Below are 14,107 nucleotides of genomic sequence, written 5' to 3'. Positions count from 1 at the left end.
GGAATTGCAATGCTTACAGGCGGAAACAACGGCTATCAAAACACCACCATTACCAATAATGGTTTCTGGCCAGACATCAACGCAGGCGATTTTGAACGCCGACGTGGTACACCGCCAGCGCAGGATGCTGAGCGTATTGCTTTTGCGTTAGCCAATGCTGTTTCTGCCTGTAATTTAGAGTTAGCTAGCCTTGAAGCCAAGTACCAGGCAGAGGGGATTGTCAAAGCCGTCGATGTTCAATCCTTTCCGGTCGTGTCTGGAAAGAACAACGTAGTGATCCAGTATGAAGCGGCGGTGTTTGCTCGCGCTAAAGCCGATTTACTACCTGACTTCAGTACCGTTCACCAAAAGAAAGAAGGTGATCATCTATCTGAGCGAAGTGCTGAAACTAAAAACGAACTGCTGGCCGAGTGTGCGCGCATCATCCGCGCTATGAACGGCAAAACTAGAGCAACGGTAAGTTTGATATGAGCGAACAGTACCAAGCAGGCTACAAACTGCGTGATTTGAAAGCATTTATTGAAGCGCGAGTAGGGACCAAAGTCGCCAAGCGTATGAGCGCTGAAATGCAAGACATTGAACTGAAGTTGACGCCAAAGTTTATGGGGAATGGCAGTTCTCAGATGATGCTTCAGCGCTACAAAGCCGAGTTTTACTTTGATCGCTTCCCATACCAAGAGCAAAGTCCTGCTGTCCTGTTTGCCAATATTGGCGCCTGGTTGATGGATAACGATGAAGACCGTGAGCAGCAGTTGTCTGAGCTAAGCGACCCATACATCGAAGTCGTGATAGAAGACGCTAGCAGTGCTGAACTCATCATCGAAGTGATGTTCGAAGAGCCAGTCAAAGTGATTGAAGACCCACAGGGGCCAATTTACTGGGGCGGCAAACAATACCGACTTGAAGACTACGACATTTGGACGGCAACCAAGCTGCGAGACGTGGTGATAAACAGTGCTCCAGATTAAAGCTGACGAACGCAGCTTTTTGCGAGCCAAAGAGCAAATTGAAGTGCTCATGCTCGACAGAAAAACCAGAACCAGATTGCTGAAAAAATTGGGTGCTCAGTTAGCTAAACAAGCCAAAAAGAACATCAGAACCCAAAGCAATCCTGATGGCACAAAGTGGAAAGGTCGAAAGAAAGGGCGCAAAAAAATGCTGATGGGGTTCACCCGCAAAGTGAAGCACTTTCAGCGCAACAGTAATAAAACCTTGTTCGTCGGCTGGCCGACTGCTCGTGGAAAGGTCGCTTATCAACACCACCATGGGTTGGCTGAAGAAAGCGGATTAACCAAGCGAAAGCGTCAGGCAAAAAAGGACAAAGAGCCGAGCAAAGATGATAACGCCACTCGCGAGCAAGCCAAACATCTCCGTGATCTTGGTTTCAGGCTCAAACCACAAGGTAGGCAAAAGCGCGGTAAGAAACCAACTCTCAAGTGGATAACTGAAAACATGACTCTTGGGGAAGCGGCAAAAACCATTCAAGAGTTGGAGAACAAAACTCCCGCTAGAGATTGGCAAGTAGGAAGACCAGAACGACAGCTGATCGGCATTAGTCCTAAACGTATGGCAATGATGATTAAGCGAGAACTCAAACGCAATAGGAGTAAGTAACCATGGCATGGCCTACCGTTACCATCATTATTCAAAACCTTATGCAAGGGCCTATCGCCACTGTAGACAATCACTTCCTATTTGTGGGTTACGGGACTGTCACGGGCGAGGAGCGTCCACTCTATATGGTTGACTCGACCAGTGATCTCGATGATGTGCTTGAACAAGCAAGTGAAGAGTATCTGGCTAACCTCAAAGCGGCGCAGCTTAACGCCAAACAGAACTGGACAGCAGGTGTGCTCATTTTAGACCAAGGTGACAATTGGCAAGATGCGGTGAAAAAAGCCAACGAAGTCTCAAGTTTTGAAGCCACAGCGGTTCATATTCCTGCGGTCGATAAAGCCTTTATTGAATCGGCTATCACTCTGCGTACTGAACTTAAAGCCTCATTAGGTCGTGAGACCTTTGTGATTTGTCGCCTTCCTGCCATCAACAATGATGTCACCACGGGGAAAGCTTGGGAACAGTACATTGTAGACTGCACCGCGATAGTGACCAATATCGCCAGTGAGTACGTCACAGTGATCCCAACCTTGCATAAAGACCTCGACACTTTTGGTAAAGGCGTGGGACGCATGGCCAACGGGGAAGTTTCTATTGCGGACTCACCGGCTCGCGTGATGACTGGCTCCGTGGTCGGCAACACTGAGTTCTTAACCGATAAGAACGGTGACAGTTTACAGCTCGCTCACCTTAAAACATTGGAATCGAATCGCCTATCAGTGCCGATGTGGTACCCAGACTATCCAGGTCAATACTGGACAACAGGTAATACTCTCGATGTGCCTGGGGGCGACTATCAAGATATTCGTCATATCCGTGTAGCAATGAAAGCGGCGCGCTTTGTTCGCATTCGTGCCATTGCACGAATCGCCGACCGTAAGTTCAATTCAACGCCATCGGCCACCGAAGCAGCGAAAATCTACTTCACCCAAGACTTGCGACGTATGGCACGCACGGGCGATCCAGGTGAAATCCTGCCGCCACAAGAAGACGACATTCGCATTAAGTGGGTCACCAATGAAGAAGTTGAAATTTACATGCAGGTTCAGCCTTATGACTGCCCAGTAAAAATCACTGTCTACATCAGCGTTAAGAAAGGGGAGGTTGCCTAATGAGTCGCCGAATTTCTACCCGTAGTTTTGATACAAACTTATTTGGTGAGTTTATCCATGTGGAGAGCCTTACTGCCACGATTAGCGATTCGTCTGAAGTGGCGAAAAGTGGCGGTATTCCTGATGGTTACACTGACGGTGAAGTGAGCTGTGAAATCGAGCTTGAGCTTGATGCTAAGTATTTCAAAGTCGTTCACAGCGCAGCCAAGGCTGCAGGCAGCTACCGCAACTTACCGCTCGATGATTTGATGTGCTACGCCAACACAGGTGAAGAAGAGCAGAAAGTCGAGTTCTTTGGTGTGAAATGGTTGATTGAAGACATTCTCAACATCGATCCATCCAGCTCAGATAAGCACAAGCGCAAGCTTAAAGGGTTAGTGACCAGCCCTCTGTTCGTCAAGATTGATGGGGTGCCATACCTCAGCGAAGACGATACGCGCTACGTGCTGTAGGTGAAGGGTAAGCCAATGACGGATGTGATTGATCATGCAAGCGGAACAGAAACCCAATTCACCAAAGTGGCATTGGCTAACCAGTTGTTACGGTCTAGCCAGAATGCCCAAAAAGAGAGCGCGTTGGATTGCGAAGAGTGTGGCGAACCAATCCCAGAAGCGCGAAGAAAAGCAAGCAAGGGCTGTCAATTCTGCATTAATTGTCAGTCGCTTATAGAGCGGAGGTAACACTCCTTTATGTTGAAAGAATGGTTCGACAAGTTCACTAGTGGCCTAGCGTATCTCATGTCATTGCTAGGAATGGGCATCAGCAAAATGACCTATGAACATTGGTACTTTACGGGGTCGCTTGTCATCGGCGTGCTCGCACTCATTTTGAACTATTGGCACAAGCGCGAAATGCAGCGCATTGCCACAGAGAAAGGAGTTACGGTCAGTGAAACTGAGTAAAAAAATCACCTGCTCTGTACTGGGTGCCATTGCTCTAATTACAGGTGGTGTTGCGATTGAGACCACTCAGCCTGTTGGTCCGGTTGTAATTCAGCAGCAAGAACTGGGTGAGTTGCGTGTTAGCTCTGCTGCTCTTGAGCTGATTGGTAACGCAGAAGGATGTCGACAAGACCCATATCGCTGCCCTGCAGGTTTAGCCACTAACGGAATTGGTAACACACATGATGTGTCGAGTACTGCGGTGTCGTTAGAGCAAGTGGCCAAAGATTGGGTAAAGAATGTTCAAAGCGCCGAGCAGTGTGTGAGCAACGCAGAACACATTTCGGGTAAGGCAATGACTCAGGGTCAGTTCGATGCCTTCACGAGTTTCGTTTTTAACACGGGATGCACCAAGTTCCGGCGTAATGCCAATGGCACGTTAACTCAAATCTATAAACACATTATGCAGGGTAACTACCCCAAAGCGTGTGAACAGCTCAAGCGATGGGTGTTCAGCGGAGGTAAAAAATACAACGGACTGATCACGCGAAGAGGGCTCGAATATGCTCGGTGTACCCAAGTGGATTAAATGGCTATCAGTGGCGGTGGGATTAGTGGCAATGGTGTCCATGTGGTTATTGCTCAAGGCAAGTAAGGCTGAACAAGCCGCACTAAGGGCAAGGTTTGATGCGCTCAAAGCGGTGAACCAGACCAGTGAGTTAACCATCAATACGCTAAGGCATGACCAAGAATACATGAACACGTTATTGGTCAGTCGCACTCAAAAACAGCAGCAAGATAAAAGGCAGTTAGATGAACAAATCAGCGAACTGGAATCTCAACTGGAAAATGTGGAGTGCCACATTCCTGATAGTGTTACTCAGCGGCTGCAGCAGCCGTACTGATGCCATCCAAACTCGAGTCATTGTTCAACTACCGCCTGCGGGGCTGATTGTCCCGTGTGAAAAACCAATCGTTAAAGGTACATGGCCTGAAATCGTGATCGAAGATATTCCGCGGTTGAAAGATGCGTTTGGGCAATGTGCTGACCAAACACAAGAATATTTAAACTGGCGAGCCGAGCAACTAGCCAAGCAGCCAACCAACAAAGGATAACTCTATGTCTAATCAACCTACGTTCGCGCTGAAACCTGTTGTTGTCACGGTGGGTGAAACAGATTTTACCTTCACACCGACAGTGGCTGATGCCAACAACTACTCGAATGAAGTGATGCCAAGTAACAAGGTGGTGCCTGCCTATCATTATTTAATTCGTAGCGTTGAACCTAAGCAAAAAGATGAACTGAAAGCCTATTTAGATGCGGTACCTGGTTTGACGATGCAGCTATTCGCAACGGTCAGTGATGCTGCAAAAGGTGGCATTACCATCGCGTTAAAAAACTAACTGAGCGGGTTGAGCGCATCGAGCAAAACGGCATCGAACAAGCGCTCACCCTGCGTCGATTCTACTTACCCCATGAAGGGGACGATGAACAAAACCTCGCCAGAGCCATGTGGCTAGAAAAGCGAGAAAGGCAACGAATAGAGGCGGCAGTGCAAACGGCTATCGCCAATCTGTTCAATAGCAGGTAAGTATGGACGAAAAGCTATTAATGCAAATGGTCTTAGATGACCAAATTTCCAAACCCTTGCAAGGCATCACCCAAGAGATGACCGCCGCAACGGAATTGGGCAAGCAAGGCCTACAGAACGTTGCCACAGGTACCGCAGGTATTGTGGCGGCTGGCTTCGCTGTGCAAAACGCATTAATGCCGGCTATTGAAATGGATAGAAAACTCGGTGAAGTGGCTTCGCTTGGGGTTCAAGAAGATGCACTCAAGCAACTTTCTGCCACAGCTTTGGAGTTCTCCGCAGAATATGGCAAGTCTGCCACTGACTTTGTGGCCGCGTCTTATGACATTCAATCTGCTATCGCGGGTTTAGATGGTAATGAACTATCTCAGTTTACTAAAGCCTCGGGTGTTTTGGCCGCTGCCACTAAAGCCGATACCACAACCATTACCAGTTACATGGGCACCATGTACGGCATCTTTAAAAACCAAGCGGCCGAAATGGGTAAAGGCGAGTGGGTTGAGTTAGTCGCAGGTCAAACCGCCAGTGCGGTGCAGATGTTTAAAACCACGGGTTCAGAGATGAGCTCTGCATTCACGAGTGTTGGTGCCAATGCGACATCGGCTGGAATAGCTATGTCAGAGCAGATGGCGATTCTAGGTACTTTGCAAGCCACAATGAGTGGTAGTGAAGCGGGTACCAAATACAAAGCGTTCTTAGCTGGGGTGGCAAATGCTCAAGACAGGCTGGATTTATCGTTTACTGATAGCCAAGGGCAAATGCTGCCTATGTTGGATATTCTCGATAAGTTGAAAGGCCAATACGGAGAGACGTTAAGTGTCGCTGAAGCTGCCGATTTGAAGAAAGCATTTGGCTCAGAAGAAGCCGTCAGCATGATTAAGTTACTGATGGCGGATACTGATGGATTGGCATCAAGCATCGAAACACTTGGTAGTGTGCAAGGGATGTCGAAAGCCGAAGAGATGGCTTCAAAAATGACTGATCAATGGGAGCGACTTGAATCTTCTTGGTTTGCCGTTCGTGCTGCCGTCTTCGGTGTGATTTTACCTTCTATCAACGCCGTCGTGGGTTCGCTTGCTGATGGCATTGTGTGGATTACGGGTTGGACCGACGAATTCCCTTGGCTAGCAGAACTGTTTGGTTATGCCGCGATTGCTGCACTCTCTTTAGGTGGCGTAGTCGCAGGGCTGTCTCTTGCCATGGGAATAGGCCAGATGATGAGTGGTGGTTGGGCGGTCACTATGGGGGCACTCAATGGGGTATTGAAACTGCTGCGTATTAGCACTATCGCAATGACCGCAGCCACCTGGTTATTCAATACGGCACTATGGGCTAACCCGATGACATGGGTAGTCGCAGGTATTGTCGGTCTTATCGCCGTAGTGGGCGCCATGATTTATTGGTGGGATGACCTCAAAGCCTCATTTGGTGATACCGCAGTGTTCAAGTTCCTGTCTGACACCATCGATTGGGTGATCGAAAAGCTCAACATGATACCGGGTATCGATATTGACTTGAGTAGCTCTGGCAGCCCAGAGATTCAAGCTGCAACCGTGGCCGAAAATACTGAGCGGAAGCCAATTCCAACACTGGAAGATTTTGCGCCAAACGCGAATGTTCAAAGCAACGCTCAGTTACCCCCACAGATGGTAAAGAACATCACCGCTCAAAGGCCAACAGCGATGGCAGGAAATCAAACCCACATTGGCGAGGTGAACATCACTACTGAAGGGGGATTCACTCCAGAACAGATGGAAGAGTGGGAGGCGTTATCCAATGGCTGACAAAAAGTTTATCGATATTAAGGTGATACAAGGTGGTTGGAACGTCGACGCAGGTCAACAGCCTGAGCAAGCCAGTGATCTCTACAGCATCGCTCAAGATGTGAAACACCGCATCATGGAATCAGGACTCGCACGAAAGCTACTGGCAGAGCGCAACCCAACGTTACGTGCCGATGTCTTAGTGCAAATCGAACAAACTGCAGAGCAGGATGAGCGAATTATACCCGGTAGCGCGTATGCCAATGAAACCCAAATAGGCATCGTAGAGCTGACCGCTAAAGCGTTCGACTTTTCAGACGTGATTGACATTGAGGTGAAGCAATGAACAGACCAACGGTAGACTTTGTCGACGTCCTTGAACAAGAAGGCATCCCGACAACAGAGGCGGCCATTACTGAGCAGCTCGAAAAAGACGTAAAAGGTGCCGGAAGCCAAATCTCGAATGACTCTGAAATGAGTCCGTTTTGGCGTTGGGTTAAAGCGGCTGTTGTTTCACCTGTTTATTGGCTCATCACTACACTTTTGGCTAAACATATAATGCCGAGCCTGTTCGTTGCCACGGCGCAGCGTTGGGCGCTCGACTTAAAAGCTTGGGAGCTGGATGTTGAGCCTAAACCTGCCGTCAAAATGCAGGGCAATATTACTTTGACGAAAGCCAATAGTGCTGAAGAAAGCACTATAGTGGCAGGGGCGATTATCCAAAGCCCTTTGATAGACGGTGTGGTCTATCGCCTGTTTGTTACCCGTGACACTGTGATTGCAGCCGGTGAAGCGACAGGTGATGTTTTGTGTGAGGCGGAATTCGAAGGCCAAGCGTTCAATTTGTCTGCCGGTTACTACAGCATCATCCCAGAAGAAATCAGTGGCATTGTCTCAGCAGAGAACAAACCCGATTACATCACCACATTAGGCGCCGATATTGAATCTGACGACGAACTGGCCTTGCGCCTACAAAACGCTTTTACCAGTTCGGGCGCGTGGCATATCGATGATGTGTATCGCTCTATCATCACTGATGTGGCAGGCATTCGAAGTGATAATGTCTTTTTTAAGAATACGGGGGAGGTTGAGCCAGGAACAGCGACGGCTTATATCTTGATGGAAGTTGGCCAGGCACCACAAAACATTCTCGACCAGTTGAACACCCATATTATGACCGATGGACATCACGGCCATGGCGATACCTGACAAGAACGTCAATGTCGTGACAGAAGTGGTGTTCGCGGCCAACTTAGATGCGGATACGAAAACTAGCGAGAACCAGCAAATAGAGGACCGTATTCGCGCGGCATTTCGGGAGTCGGATGCGCATAAGAACATCACCCGAGCAGCTCCCAAGAGTCGTTTCTCTTTGTCTCGATTAGGCAAGGAAATCCACGAGGATTTAAACAGAGTCGAATCGGTGAGATTTATCGTCGATGGTGAAGTGCAAAAAGACATTGTTTCATCACTGGAGCAGCCACGTCTGCAAAGCTTAACCATTAGCGAGGTGACCCAATGAACATCCCAGAGATGATCAAGATTGTTCTGCCTTGGTGGCAAGATGGCGAATCCATCCCGAAAGAGAAAATTGAACCTTACTGGTTAACCCAAGGGGTGAAGCGGTTTTGGCTTCGCGTGTATGACTGGCTCACTTATCCAGTCAACCAACTTGATGCACTGACTTGTAGTGAAAAAGTGTTAGAGCTGATGGCGTGGGACAGAGACATCACCCGTTTTGATGGCGAGCCGCTGAGCCTGTTTCGTAAGCGCGTGAAATACGCCTTCGTTAATGCGAAAGACGCAGGCAGCGTAACTGGATTCAAACGCATTTTTGAACGATTAGGTATTGGCATTGTGGCGTTCAAAGAACGTGAAAGCGCGGTGGAGTGGGATGTGTGCACCATCGAACTGACGGATGGTGATATCTCAAACAACACCAAACTGATTCAAACCCTGATCGAACAATACGGCCGAACGTGTCGCCGTTATCGTTTTCAGGTGACGTTCCCAACAACGTTAACCATTGCCAGTGGCGAGTTCTCGCATAACTTCAGCCTGTTTTCAGCTCAGTCGAAACTGGCGGTAGAAATTAGCGTGAAGCCACAATCGATTGACCATCAACAACAGTTATTTATCGCCAGTCTATAACGGCTGACAATAGGGGAGGTTCCCAATGAGCCAAACGGCTATCCCGCTCGAATTTGAGCGTTATTTGCAAAATCAAATCAGTGTTGGCAAAGCGCCAGATATGAATGAGATGATTTTTGCCTACATCCCAGGTTTAGACCCCAGCCAGCCTATCGACCGAAGCCAAGGCTTGCCAGATGTTGCGCTATGGGTGCATCAGCAAGACATCGACCAAGTGGGTAAAATTGGTGAGAACGCACTGGCGTATTCAGTAGTGATTCCTAGTGCCATTGCTGAGTTCACTTTTAATGCGATTTATCTACGTGACAAGAATGTGCCAAATTCTTGCGGAATGGTGGTACACAAAGCCGAAGAAACCAAAGAAAACGGTATGGCGAGCACTAAATCATTGGTGCAAGCCTATGACGGAGCCGCGCAAATCGCCGGAATTACTGTTGATGCTTCGACTTGGCAGATTGACTACCAAGCACGTTTGAAAGGAATCGAAGAAGACCACCGTTTAGCTTGTCTAGATAACTACGGCCACACCGCCTTTGTTGATGGTTTTGATGTAATCCAACAAGCTGACCCAGATAAATACAAGGTTACACCCGGAGTCGTGTACGTCGGCGGTTTACGTGGTGTGTTGTCTGGTGAAGTGCTGCAAACCATCACCACCAAACCCAATGGTTTATATGTCGATGTCGTTCGCCAAGGTAGCGCACTGTCCGTGTGGCAAAATATCGTCACTATCACCGCTTCAGAAACGGACCTTTCTGACTACGTAGACAGCAACGGCAATCAACACTATGTAGCCAAGCTAGTGAGTATTAATGCCGATGGTTCCGTGGTTGATTGGCGGGTGAAAGGTGGTTTGGAAGGGCATGTATCATCCAATAACCCTCACTCTCAATATACAAAACTAGAACATTTAATTGGCTTAATTGGTGAGTTTCATAATGCAGGTACTATGGCTGGGTGGGTCGACTTACAAGGTGGTGAGTTATCGAGAACTACCGATAAGTTACTTTGGGACTATGCTGTGGCTGCAGGAATGATAGTAGCGCAAGAAATAAAAGACGCTGATCCTATGACTCACGCTATGAAATTTGGTGATGGTGACGGAGCAACAACCTTTACCTTGCCAAATCATCATTTGGGACATTTTGTCCGCGGCAACCCTTCTGGTATTAGTCATGGTGAAACGCAAGGAGACGCTATTAGAAATATCTCTGGTTCCTTTACAACAAACAACGGTTGGATGTTTAGTGGGGCATCTGGAGCTATTGCTCGTACAGGTGGTACAGCAGTGTTTGCCAATGCAACAACCTCTGCGGGAGCTTCTTCAGTATCTCCATCTATTCAGCTTGATGCATCTAGACAAGTTCCAACAGCACCTGAGAACCGCCCTTACACTGCAAACCTTTCTATTAAAATTCACCGAGGTTGGATGTAATGAAATTAGCCTATCACTACGATTACGAAAGCCACGCTTTTACGGGTACAAGTCAAATTCAGAAGGTGGCTGGATACGATGAATACATTGTACCGCAGTTCGCTACTTGGAATACGACTCCAGAGTTTGATGAAGAAACTGAACAGGCCAAGTTTGATGTGAAAAATCAGAAATGGTTCGTTGAATTTAAGCCCGTTGTAGTGACGGGTTACCATAAACAAACTCACCAACTAAAAGTGTTTGATGATGCATCTTTAGTCACGGACGAATATACGTTAGAAAAGCCGTCAACAAGATGGGACGAATGGACCAATGGTGCTTGGGTAACCAATCTAAGAAAAATATATATTTCTGATTACGCTCAAGTTGACGCTACTCGCGAATCTCTTTATCGAGCACAAACGGATCCGCTGGAAAATGAAGCGAGGCGTTTAGAGCGAAGTGGTGCAACGGCGCAAGAGCTGCAGGTTTACTATGACCGCATTGATGATTTGGTAGCCAAAATCAAAGCCGACAATCCATGGCCGGTAAACCCAGAGGTTTAGACTATGACTAACCTCACTTGGCCAAGCGCCGCCCAAACCATTCAAACCAGTGCTGAACAGGTAACTGACCAAATCGGCACAAACATGAATGAGGCGGTCAACCGCTTAACACTGCTTGAAAGTGACGCCAATTACGGGCGTCACTCTTTAAGTGCAGAGGCCGAAGCATTACTCGGTTTGCGCGGTGATCTTGAATCACTCATCGAGCAGGGCACAATTATCTCGGCAACGCCTTATCAATATGATGTCGGTCAGCAGTTAGAGTCAGGCTGTGTGCTCACGCCTCAACAAGCCAGAAATACCCTAGCACTCAAACTGCAAGACCAAATCGACACCCACAGGCCAAACACCAGTACTCACTGTATCGTGGTGATGGTCAGCGCGTCGAACCTAGCCAGCTTTGCCAGTCTACTAGACAGCGTAACTTCAGTGCTGTGCTTTCCGGATTGGATGCAAACCGCAAGGCAGGCTAAAGCGTTAACCACTAACGAGCAAAGCAAAATGCACGTGCCTGCGGCTATTATTCAGCCACGCTTCAAACCAAAAGCTACTGTCAACGCTCAGCCACTTTATGAGTACGAACAACATCAGGCAGGACAAATCGCCACACTAGAATCACTCGCCAGTGACGTCACTAATGTGATTGGTAAACTTGGTGCGCTAGCGGCTAAACGTAGCGCGAAAATGGATGAACTCAAAGAACAAATCAATGCGCTCAAAGCACTGAAAGGCAATGTGTGGTCAGCTAAATTCTCAGGCTCACTTGATAGCATGGCAAGCCAACTGAAAAACACTGATGTGTCTACCAATCACCAATACACCATCATGAGCCTGTTGCTCAGCGATAAGCCTCTAACCTTTTTTGAGGAACTGTTGAATGCTTAGTTTAGATGGCAAGCTACTACCAATCGACAACATGAAAGTGAGTTGCTCAAAGCAATACAAAGATAAAGATATGAGCGGCCAGTCGTCCTCGACCCACTCTTCTGAACAGGGCGATAAAGGTGTGGTGATTTCAGTCACCGGTACTATTCCATTTAAGCGCGAGAAGGACCTAACTGATCTCTACGATACCTTCTCGATGAAAGACGAAAGCGGTAATCGTAAAGTGTTTCGTATTGGTAACCGAGATGCGCGTTTATATCGCGTACGTGAAGCTAAGTTCTTTGGCAAATTATCGTCTTCTGAACATACGTCACTTCGAGCATGGGAAATCAGCTTCTCGATGCGTGAGTACAATTCGGCCTCAGAGAAAATCGAGCAACGTACCAAAAGCAAAAAACCATCCACGCAACAGCAAAACACCCAGCATCAACAAGCATTACTTGAAAGTGAAGAGGCGTTAAAATGAAGTTAGAGAAACGCCTATTTGTGGCAGGTAATGAAGTGAGGTTATCGCAAAACAGCGTAAGCCTTCATCACTCGTTGGGTAGCAGTGCCATCTTTATTTATCAACACGACATAGCGCCTAGTCGCTTTGATCATGTTCAGCTTGATATTGGTTACGACCAAAACACCAAATTGTGGTTTGAAGGTACCATCGAAAAGGTGTTTCCTACCGCCAATGGTAGCCATAAAGTCTTGGTTAAAGAGCATAGCTGCATTCTAAACAAATCGTGGCCTGTAGCGATTGAACACGCCACCATGCGCCAGGTACTCAGTGCGTTAAGTGACAAAATTGGCTTGCAGTTCGCACTGCCAGAGAACGCCGACTATACCGACAAGCCTATTCCTAACTTTACCAGTCAAGGGACGGGCTACCAGTGCTTACAAGCTATTGGCAAAGCGTTCAATATTCCAGACTTCATCTGGTACCAGAAAACAGACCAAACCCTCTACATTGGTGCGTTTGAGCATTGCCATTACTTTGGTAAGAACGTTACGCTCAGAAATGAGTTAGCTATCAAACAATCTGCGAATAGTATCAGCATCGCACCTTTGCCGTTGATTCGACCTGGCGCTATCGTCAATGATCAACGGGTTAAGCGAGTTGACCTGATTGCCGATGAGATGACCATCCATTGGGAAGAGAGCAAAGCGGAAGTTCCACCAAAGAAGCAAGAGGCGCTCAAAAACTTCCCTGAGCTTGCTGCCGGTCATCACCTGCCAAGGTTCGGACAAATCAAAGCGGTGCGTGATGAATCGCAATCAGGTGATATCAGTGACCCATTTCGTCCTCGTTATGCGGTTGATGTTCACTTGCTGACGGAAAACATGCAAATCGACACCAGTGTACCGCTGTATAAATCTATCCCTCTGCCTATCACTATGACTGGGCATGAGTCAGGCTTAATGGGCTATCCACTCGAAGGAACCATCGTTGAAATTGCCTTTGCTTACGGTCGAAATGATCTACCCATTATTCGAGCTGTATATGGTCGTGATTTCGCGTTGCCAACCATTGAGCCTGGTGAGCAGTTACAACAGCAACGTGAAGAAGTCAGCAAGCGAGTTGACGCGGCCGGCAACACCACTGAGCAAACCGACCAACAGCAATACCAGAAAGCCTATCGTAAACACGATGAAGCCACCCATTATCAAGCGGACCTTGGTACGTACACACTCAATGTTGACCAACACAGCTTGGAGCACATCATAGGCAAAAAGGTCGTTGAGACGTTGGGTGCCATCGAGCTTTTAGCCGGTGATAACCTAGAGCTTGGTTCACTGGGTAACATGCATATAGCCACAGCAGGTGAGCTTGTTGAGACAATTGGCAAACACCGCCGAAGCATCGTCGCAGACCACCAATGGCTACAAGCGCCAAAAACATGGGTAGGCTCAAAACAAGAAAACGTATTGATACTGCTCTCTGAACTTATGCAAGTGGTCAAAGAACTGGCCGACACCTTAGCCAATCATACCCACAGTGGTGTAGTACCAGGGTCTGGTAGTTCACAGGCCCCAATCCAATCTGAAGCAATTGCTGGCTATGGCAGTGATAGCAGGGTATTAAAAGCGAGGTTGGTTCCAATTACAAAAATGTGATTCTAGTTCAGTAGTATAATGG

General features: G+C 47.7%; 22 protein-coding genes. All 22 read left to right on the top strand.

Annotated features, from left to right (window positions below; genetic code table 11):
* Positions 1 to 9: 9 nt before the first annotated feature.
* From ACQEXP_RS02035 to ACQEXP_RS01930, 22 genes are read left to right on the top strand one after another with little or no spacing between them, the layout of a single operon-like run.
* A complete protein-coding gene (locus tag ACQEXP_RS02035; protein WP_426967832.1) occupies positions 10 to 471 on the top strand; it encodes a head completion/stabilization protein in 462 nt (153 codons plus the stop codon).
* The gene (locus tag ACQEXP_RS02030) at positions 468 to 968 is read left to right on the top strand and encodes a phage tail protein (protein ID WP_426967830.1); all 501 of its coding nucleotides are present in this window, start codon (positions 468 to 470) and stop codon (positions 966 to 968) included. Before ACQEXP_RS02035 ends, ACQEXP_RS02030 begins: the two co-directional genes overlap by 4 nt.
* Positions 955 to 1,614, top strand: coding sequence for a phage virion morphogenesis protein (locus ACQEXP_RS02025; protein ID WP_426967828.1), 660 nt, complete (start codon positions 955 to 957; stop codon positions 1,612 to 1,614). The genes ACQEXP_RS02030 and ACQEXP_RS02025 overlap by 14 nt, the downstream gene beginning before the upstream one ends.
* A 2-nt stretch (positions 1,615 to 1,616) precedes the next feature.
* Positions 1,617 to 2,729 carry a DUF2586 domain-containing protein gene (locus tag ACQEXP_RS02020; protein WP_426967827.1) on the top strand — a complete coding sequence of 371 codons (1,113 nt, stop codon included), beginning with the start codon at positions 1,617 to 1,619 and terminating at the stop codon, positions 2,727 to 2,729.
* Positions 2,729 to 3,181: a phage protein gene (locus ACQEXP_RS02015; RefSeq protein ID WP_426967825.1), complete on the top strand. Its 453-nt coding sequence runs from the start codon at positions 2,729 to 2,731 to the stop codon at positions 3,179 to 3,181. Before ACQEXP_RS02020 ends, ACQEXP_RS02015 begins: the two co-directional genes overlap by 1 nt.
* Positions 3,182 to 3,196: 15 nt before the next feature.
* Positions 3,197 to 3,409: a TraR/DksA C4-type zinc finger protein gene (locus tag ACQEXP_RS02010; protein ID WP_426968038.1), complete on the top strand. Its 213-nt coding sequence runs from the start codon at positions 3,197 to 3,199 to the stop codon at positions 3,407 to 3,409.
* Positions 3,410 to 3,418: 9 nt separating this feature from the next.
* The gene (locus ACQEXP_RS02005) at positions 3,419 to 3,631 is read left to right on the top strand and encodes a hypothetical protein (RefSeq protein ID WP_426967824.1); all 213 of its coding nucleotides are present in this window, start codon (positions 3,419 to 3,421) and stop codon (positions 3,629 to 3,631) included.
* Positions 3,618 to 4,199 (top strand): lysozyme, encoded by a 582-nt coding sequence (locus tag ACQEXP_RS02000; protein ID WP_426967822.1) that lies wholly within the window; start codon positions 3,618 to 3,620, stop codon positions 4,197 to 4,199. Before ACQEXP_RS02005 ends, ACQEXP_RS02000 begins: the two co-directional genes overlap by 14 nt.
* Positions 4,200 to 4,230: 31 nt before the next feature.
* Positions 4,231 to 4,515 (top strand): hypothetical protein, encoded by a 285-nt coding sequence (locus ACQEXP_RS01995; RefSeq protein ID WP_426967820.1) that lies wholly within the window; start codon positions 4,231 to 4,233, stop codon positions 4,513 to 4,515.
* On the top strand, positions 4,424 to 4,726 hold the full coding sequence (gene lysC / locus ACQEXP_RS01990; RefSeq protein WP_426967819.1) for an Rz1-like lysis system protein LysC: 303 nt from the start codon (positions 4,424 to 4,426) through the stop codon (positions 4,724 to 4,726). Before ACQEXP_RS01995 ends, lysC begins: the two co-directional genes overlap by 92 nt.
* A gap of 4 nt (positions 4,727 to 4,730) precedes the next feature.
* Positions 4,731 to 5,015 (top strand): putative phage tail assembly chaperone, encoded by a 285-nt coding sequence (locus ACQEXP_RS01985; protein WP_426967817.1) that lies wholly within the window; start codon positions 4,731 to 4,733, stop codon positions 5,013 to 5,015.
* A 17-nt stretch (positions 5,016 to 5,032) separates the two neighbouring features.
* Positions 5,033 to 5,203 (top strand): DUF6890 family protein, encoded by a 171-nt coding sequence (locus ACQEXP_RS01980; protein ID WP_426968036.1) that lies wholly within the window; start codon positions 5,033 to 5,035, stop codon positions 5,201 to 5,203.
* Between the two features lie 2 nt (positions 5,204 to 5,205).
* Positions 5,206 to 6,987, top strand: coding sequence for a phage tail tape measure protein (locus ACQEXP_RS01975; RefSeq protein WP_426967815.1), 1,782 nt, complete (start codon positions 5,206 to 5,208; stop codon positions 6,985 to 6,987).
* Positions 6,980 to 7,312: a DUF2590 family protein gene (locus tag ACQEXP_RS01970; protein ID WP_426967813.1), complete on the top strand. Its 333-nt coding sequence runs from the start codon at positions 6,980 to 6,982 to the stop codon at positions 7,310 to 7,312. Before ACQEXP_RS01975 ends, ACQEXP_RS01970 begins: the two co-directional genes overlap by 8 nt.
* Positions 7,309 to 8,175 (top strand): baseplate J/gp47 family protein, encoded by an 867-nt coding sequence (locus ACQEXP_RS01965; protein WP_426967811.1) that lies wholly within the window; start codon positions 7,309 to 7,311, stop codon positions 8,173 to 8,175. Before ACQEXP_RS01970 ends, ACQEXP_RS01965 begins: the two co-directional genes overlap by 4 nt.
* Complete coding sequence (locus ACQEXP_RS01960) at positions 8,162 to 8,488, top strand: hypothetical protein (RefSeq protein ID WP_426967809.1); 327 nt, start codon at positions 8,162 to 8,164, stop codon at positions 8,486 to 8,488. The genes ACQEXP_RS01965 and ACQEXP_RS01960 overlap by 14 nt, the downstream gene beginning before the upstream one ends.
* A complete protein-coding gene (locus tag ACQEXP_RS01955) occupies positions 8,485 to 9,117 on the top strand; it encodes a phage tail protein (protein WP_426967807.1) in 633 nt (210 codons plus the stop codon). The genes ACQEXP_RS01960 and ACQEXP_RS01955 overlap by 4 nt, the downstream gene beginning before the upstream one ends.
* A gap of 25 nt (positions 9,118 to 9,142) precedes the next feature.
* The gene (locus ACQEXP_RS01950; RefSeq protein WP_426967806.1) at positions 9,143 to 10,552 is read left to right on the top strand and encodes a phage tail protein; all 1,410 of its coding nucleotides are present in this window, start codon (positions 9,143 to 9,145) and stop codon (positions 10,550 to 10,552) included.
* The gene (locus ACQEXP_RS01945; RefSeq protein WP_426967804.1) at positions 10,552 to 11,097 is read left to right on the top strand and encodes a hypothetical protein; all 546 of its coding nucleotides are present in this window, start codon (positions 10,552 to 10,554) and stop codon (positions 11,095 to 11,097) included. The genes ACQEXP_RS01950 and ACQEXP_RS01945 overlap by 1 nt, the downstream gene beginning before the upstream one ends.
* Positions 11,098 to 11,100: 3 nt before the next feature.
* Entirely contained in the window at positions 11,101 to 11,982 is an 882-nt protein-coding gene (locus ACQEXP_RS01940; RefSeq protein WP_426967803.1) for a hypothetical protein, read from the top strand.
* Complete coding sequence (locus ACQEXP_RS01935; protein ID WP_426967801.1) at positions 11,975 to 12,448, top strand: DNA-binding protein; 474 nt, start codon at positions 11,975 to 11,977, stop codon at positions 12,446 to 12,448. Before ACQEXP_RS01940 ends, ACQEXP_RS01935 begins: the two co-directional genes overlap by 8 nt.
* Entirely contained in the window at positions 12,445 to 14,085 is a 1,641-nt protein-coding gene (locus ACQEXP_RS01930; protein ID WP_426967799.1) for a hypothetical protein, read from the top strand. Before ACQEXP_RS01935 ends, ACQEXP_RS01930 begins: the two co-directional genes overlap by 4 nt.
* Positions 14,086 to 14,107: the final 22 nt, after the last annotated feature.

The sequence above is a fragment of the Vibrio sp. TRT 1302 genome (genome assembly GCF_050113875.1).
GTDB lineage: Bacteria > Pseudomonadota > Gammaproteobacteria > Enterobacterales > Vibrionaceae > Vibrio.
Note: the sequence above shows the minus strand (reverse complement) of the source record. Positions and strands in the feature narration are given on the sequence as shown.

Excerpts from the sequence above, each read along its gene's own strand:
- ACQEXP_RS02010 (WP_426968038.1), top strand. The coding sequence starts at position 3,197 with ATGACGGATGTGATTGATCATGCAAGCGGAACAGAAACCCAATTCACC.
- ACQEXP_RS01940 (WP_426967803.1), top strand. The coding sequence starts at position 11,101 with ATGACTAACCTCACTTGGCCAAGCGCCGCCCAAACCATTCAAACCAGT.
- ACQEXP_RS02015 (WP_426967825.1), top strand. The coding sequence starts at position 2,729 with ATGAGTCGCCGAATTTCTACCCGTAGTTTTGATACAAACTTATTTGGT.
- ACQEXP_RS01945 (WP_426967804.1), top strand. The coding sequence starts at position 10,552 with ATGAAATTAGCCTATCACTACGATTACGAAAGCCACGCTTTTACGGGT.
- ACQEXP_RS01930 (WP_426967799.1), top strand. The coding sequence starts at position 12,445 with ATGAAGTTAGAGAAACGCCTATTTGTGGCAGGTAATGAAGTGAGGTTA.
- ACQEXP_RS01935 (WP_426967801.1), top strand. The coding sequence starts at position 11,975 with ATGCTTAGTTTAGATGGCAAGCTACTACCAATCGACAACATGAAAGTG.
- ACQEXP_RS02005 (WP_426967824.1), top strand. The coding sequence starts at position 3,419 with ATGTTGAAAGAATGGTTCGACAAGTTCACTAGTGGCCTAGCGTATCTC.
- ACQEXP_RS01955 (WP_426967807.1), top strand. The coding sequence starts at position 8,485 with ATGAACATCCCAGAGATGATCAAGATTGTTCTGCCTTGGTGGCAAGAT.
- ACQEXP_RS02020 (WP_426967827.1), top strand. The coding sequence starts at position 1,617 with ATGGCATGGCCTACCGTTACCATCATTATTCAAAACCTTATGCAAGGG.
- ACQEXP_RS01960 (WP_426967809.1), top strand. The coding sequence starts at position 8,162 with ATGGCGATACCTGACAAGAACGTCAATGTCGTGACAGAAGTGGTGTTC.
- ACQEXP_RS02030 (WP_426967830.1), top strand. The coding sequence starts at position 468 with ATGAGCGAACAGTACCAAGCAGGCTACAAACTGCGTGATTTGAAAGCA.
- ACQEXP_RS01995 (WP_426967820.1), top strand. The coding sequence starts at position 4,231 with ATGGTGTCCATGTGGTTATTGCTCAAGGCAAGTAAGGCTGAACAAGCC.
- ACQEXP_RS01970 (WP_426967813.1), top strand. The coding sequence starts at position 6,980 with ATGGCTGACAAAAAGTTTATCGATATTAAGGTGATACAAGGTGGTTGG.
- ACQEXP_RS02035 (WP_426967832.1), top strand. The coding sequence starts at position 10 with ATGCTTACAGGCGGAAACAACGGCTATCAAAACACCACCATTACCAAT.
- lysC (WP_426967819.1), top strand. The coding sequence starts at position 4,424 with ATGAACAAATCAGCGAACTGGAATCTCAACTGGAAAATGTGGAGTGCC.
- ACQEXP_RS01985 (WP_426967817.1), top strand. The coding sequence starts at position 4,731 with ATGTCTAATCAACCTACGTTCGCGCTGAAACCTGTTGTTGTCACGGTG.
- ACQEXP_RS01975 (WP_426967815.1), top strand. The coding sequence starts at position 5,206 with ATGGACGAAAAGCTATTAATGCAAATGGTCTTAGATGACCAAATTTCC.
- ACQEXP_RS01965 (WP_426967811.1), top strand. The coding sequence starts at position 7,309 with ATGAACAGACCAACGGTAGACTTTGTCGACGTCCTTGAACAAGAAGGC.
- ACQEXP_RS01950 (WP_426967806.1), top strand. The coding sequence starts at position 9,143 with ATGAGCCAAACGGCTATCCCGCTCGAATTTGAGCGTTATTTGCAAAAT.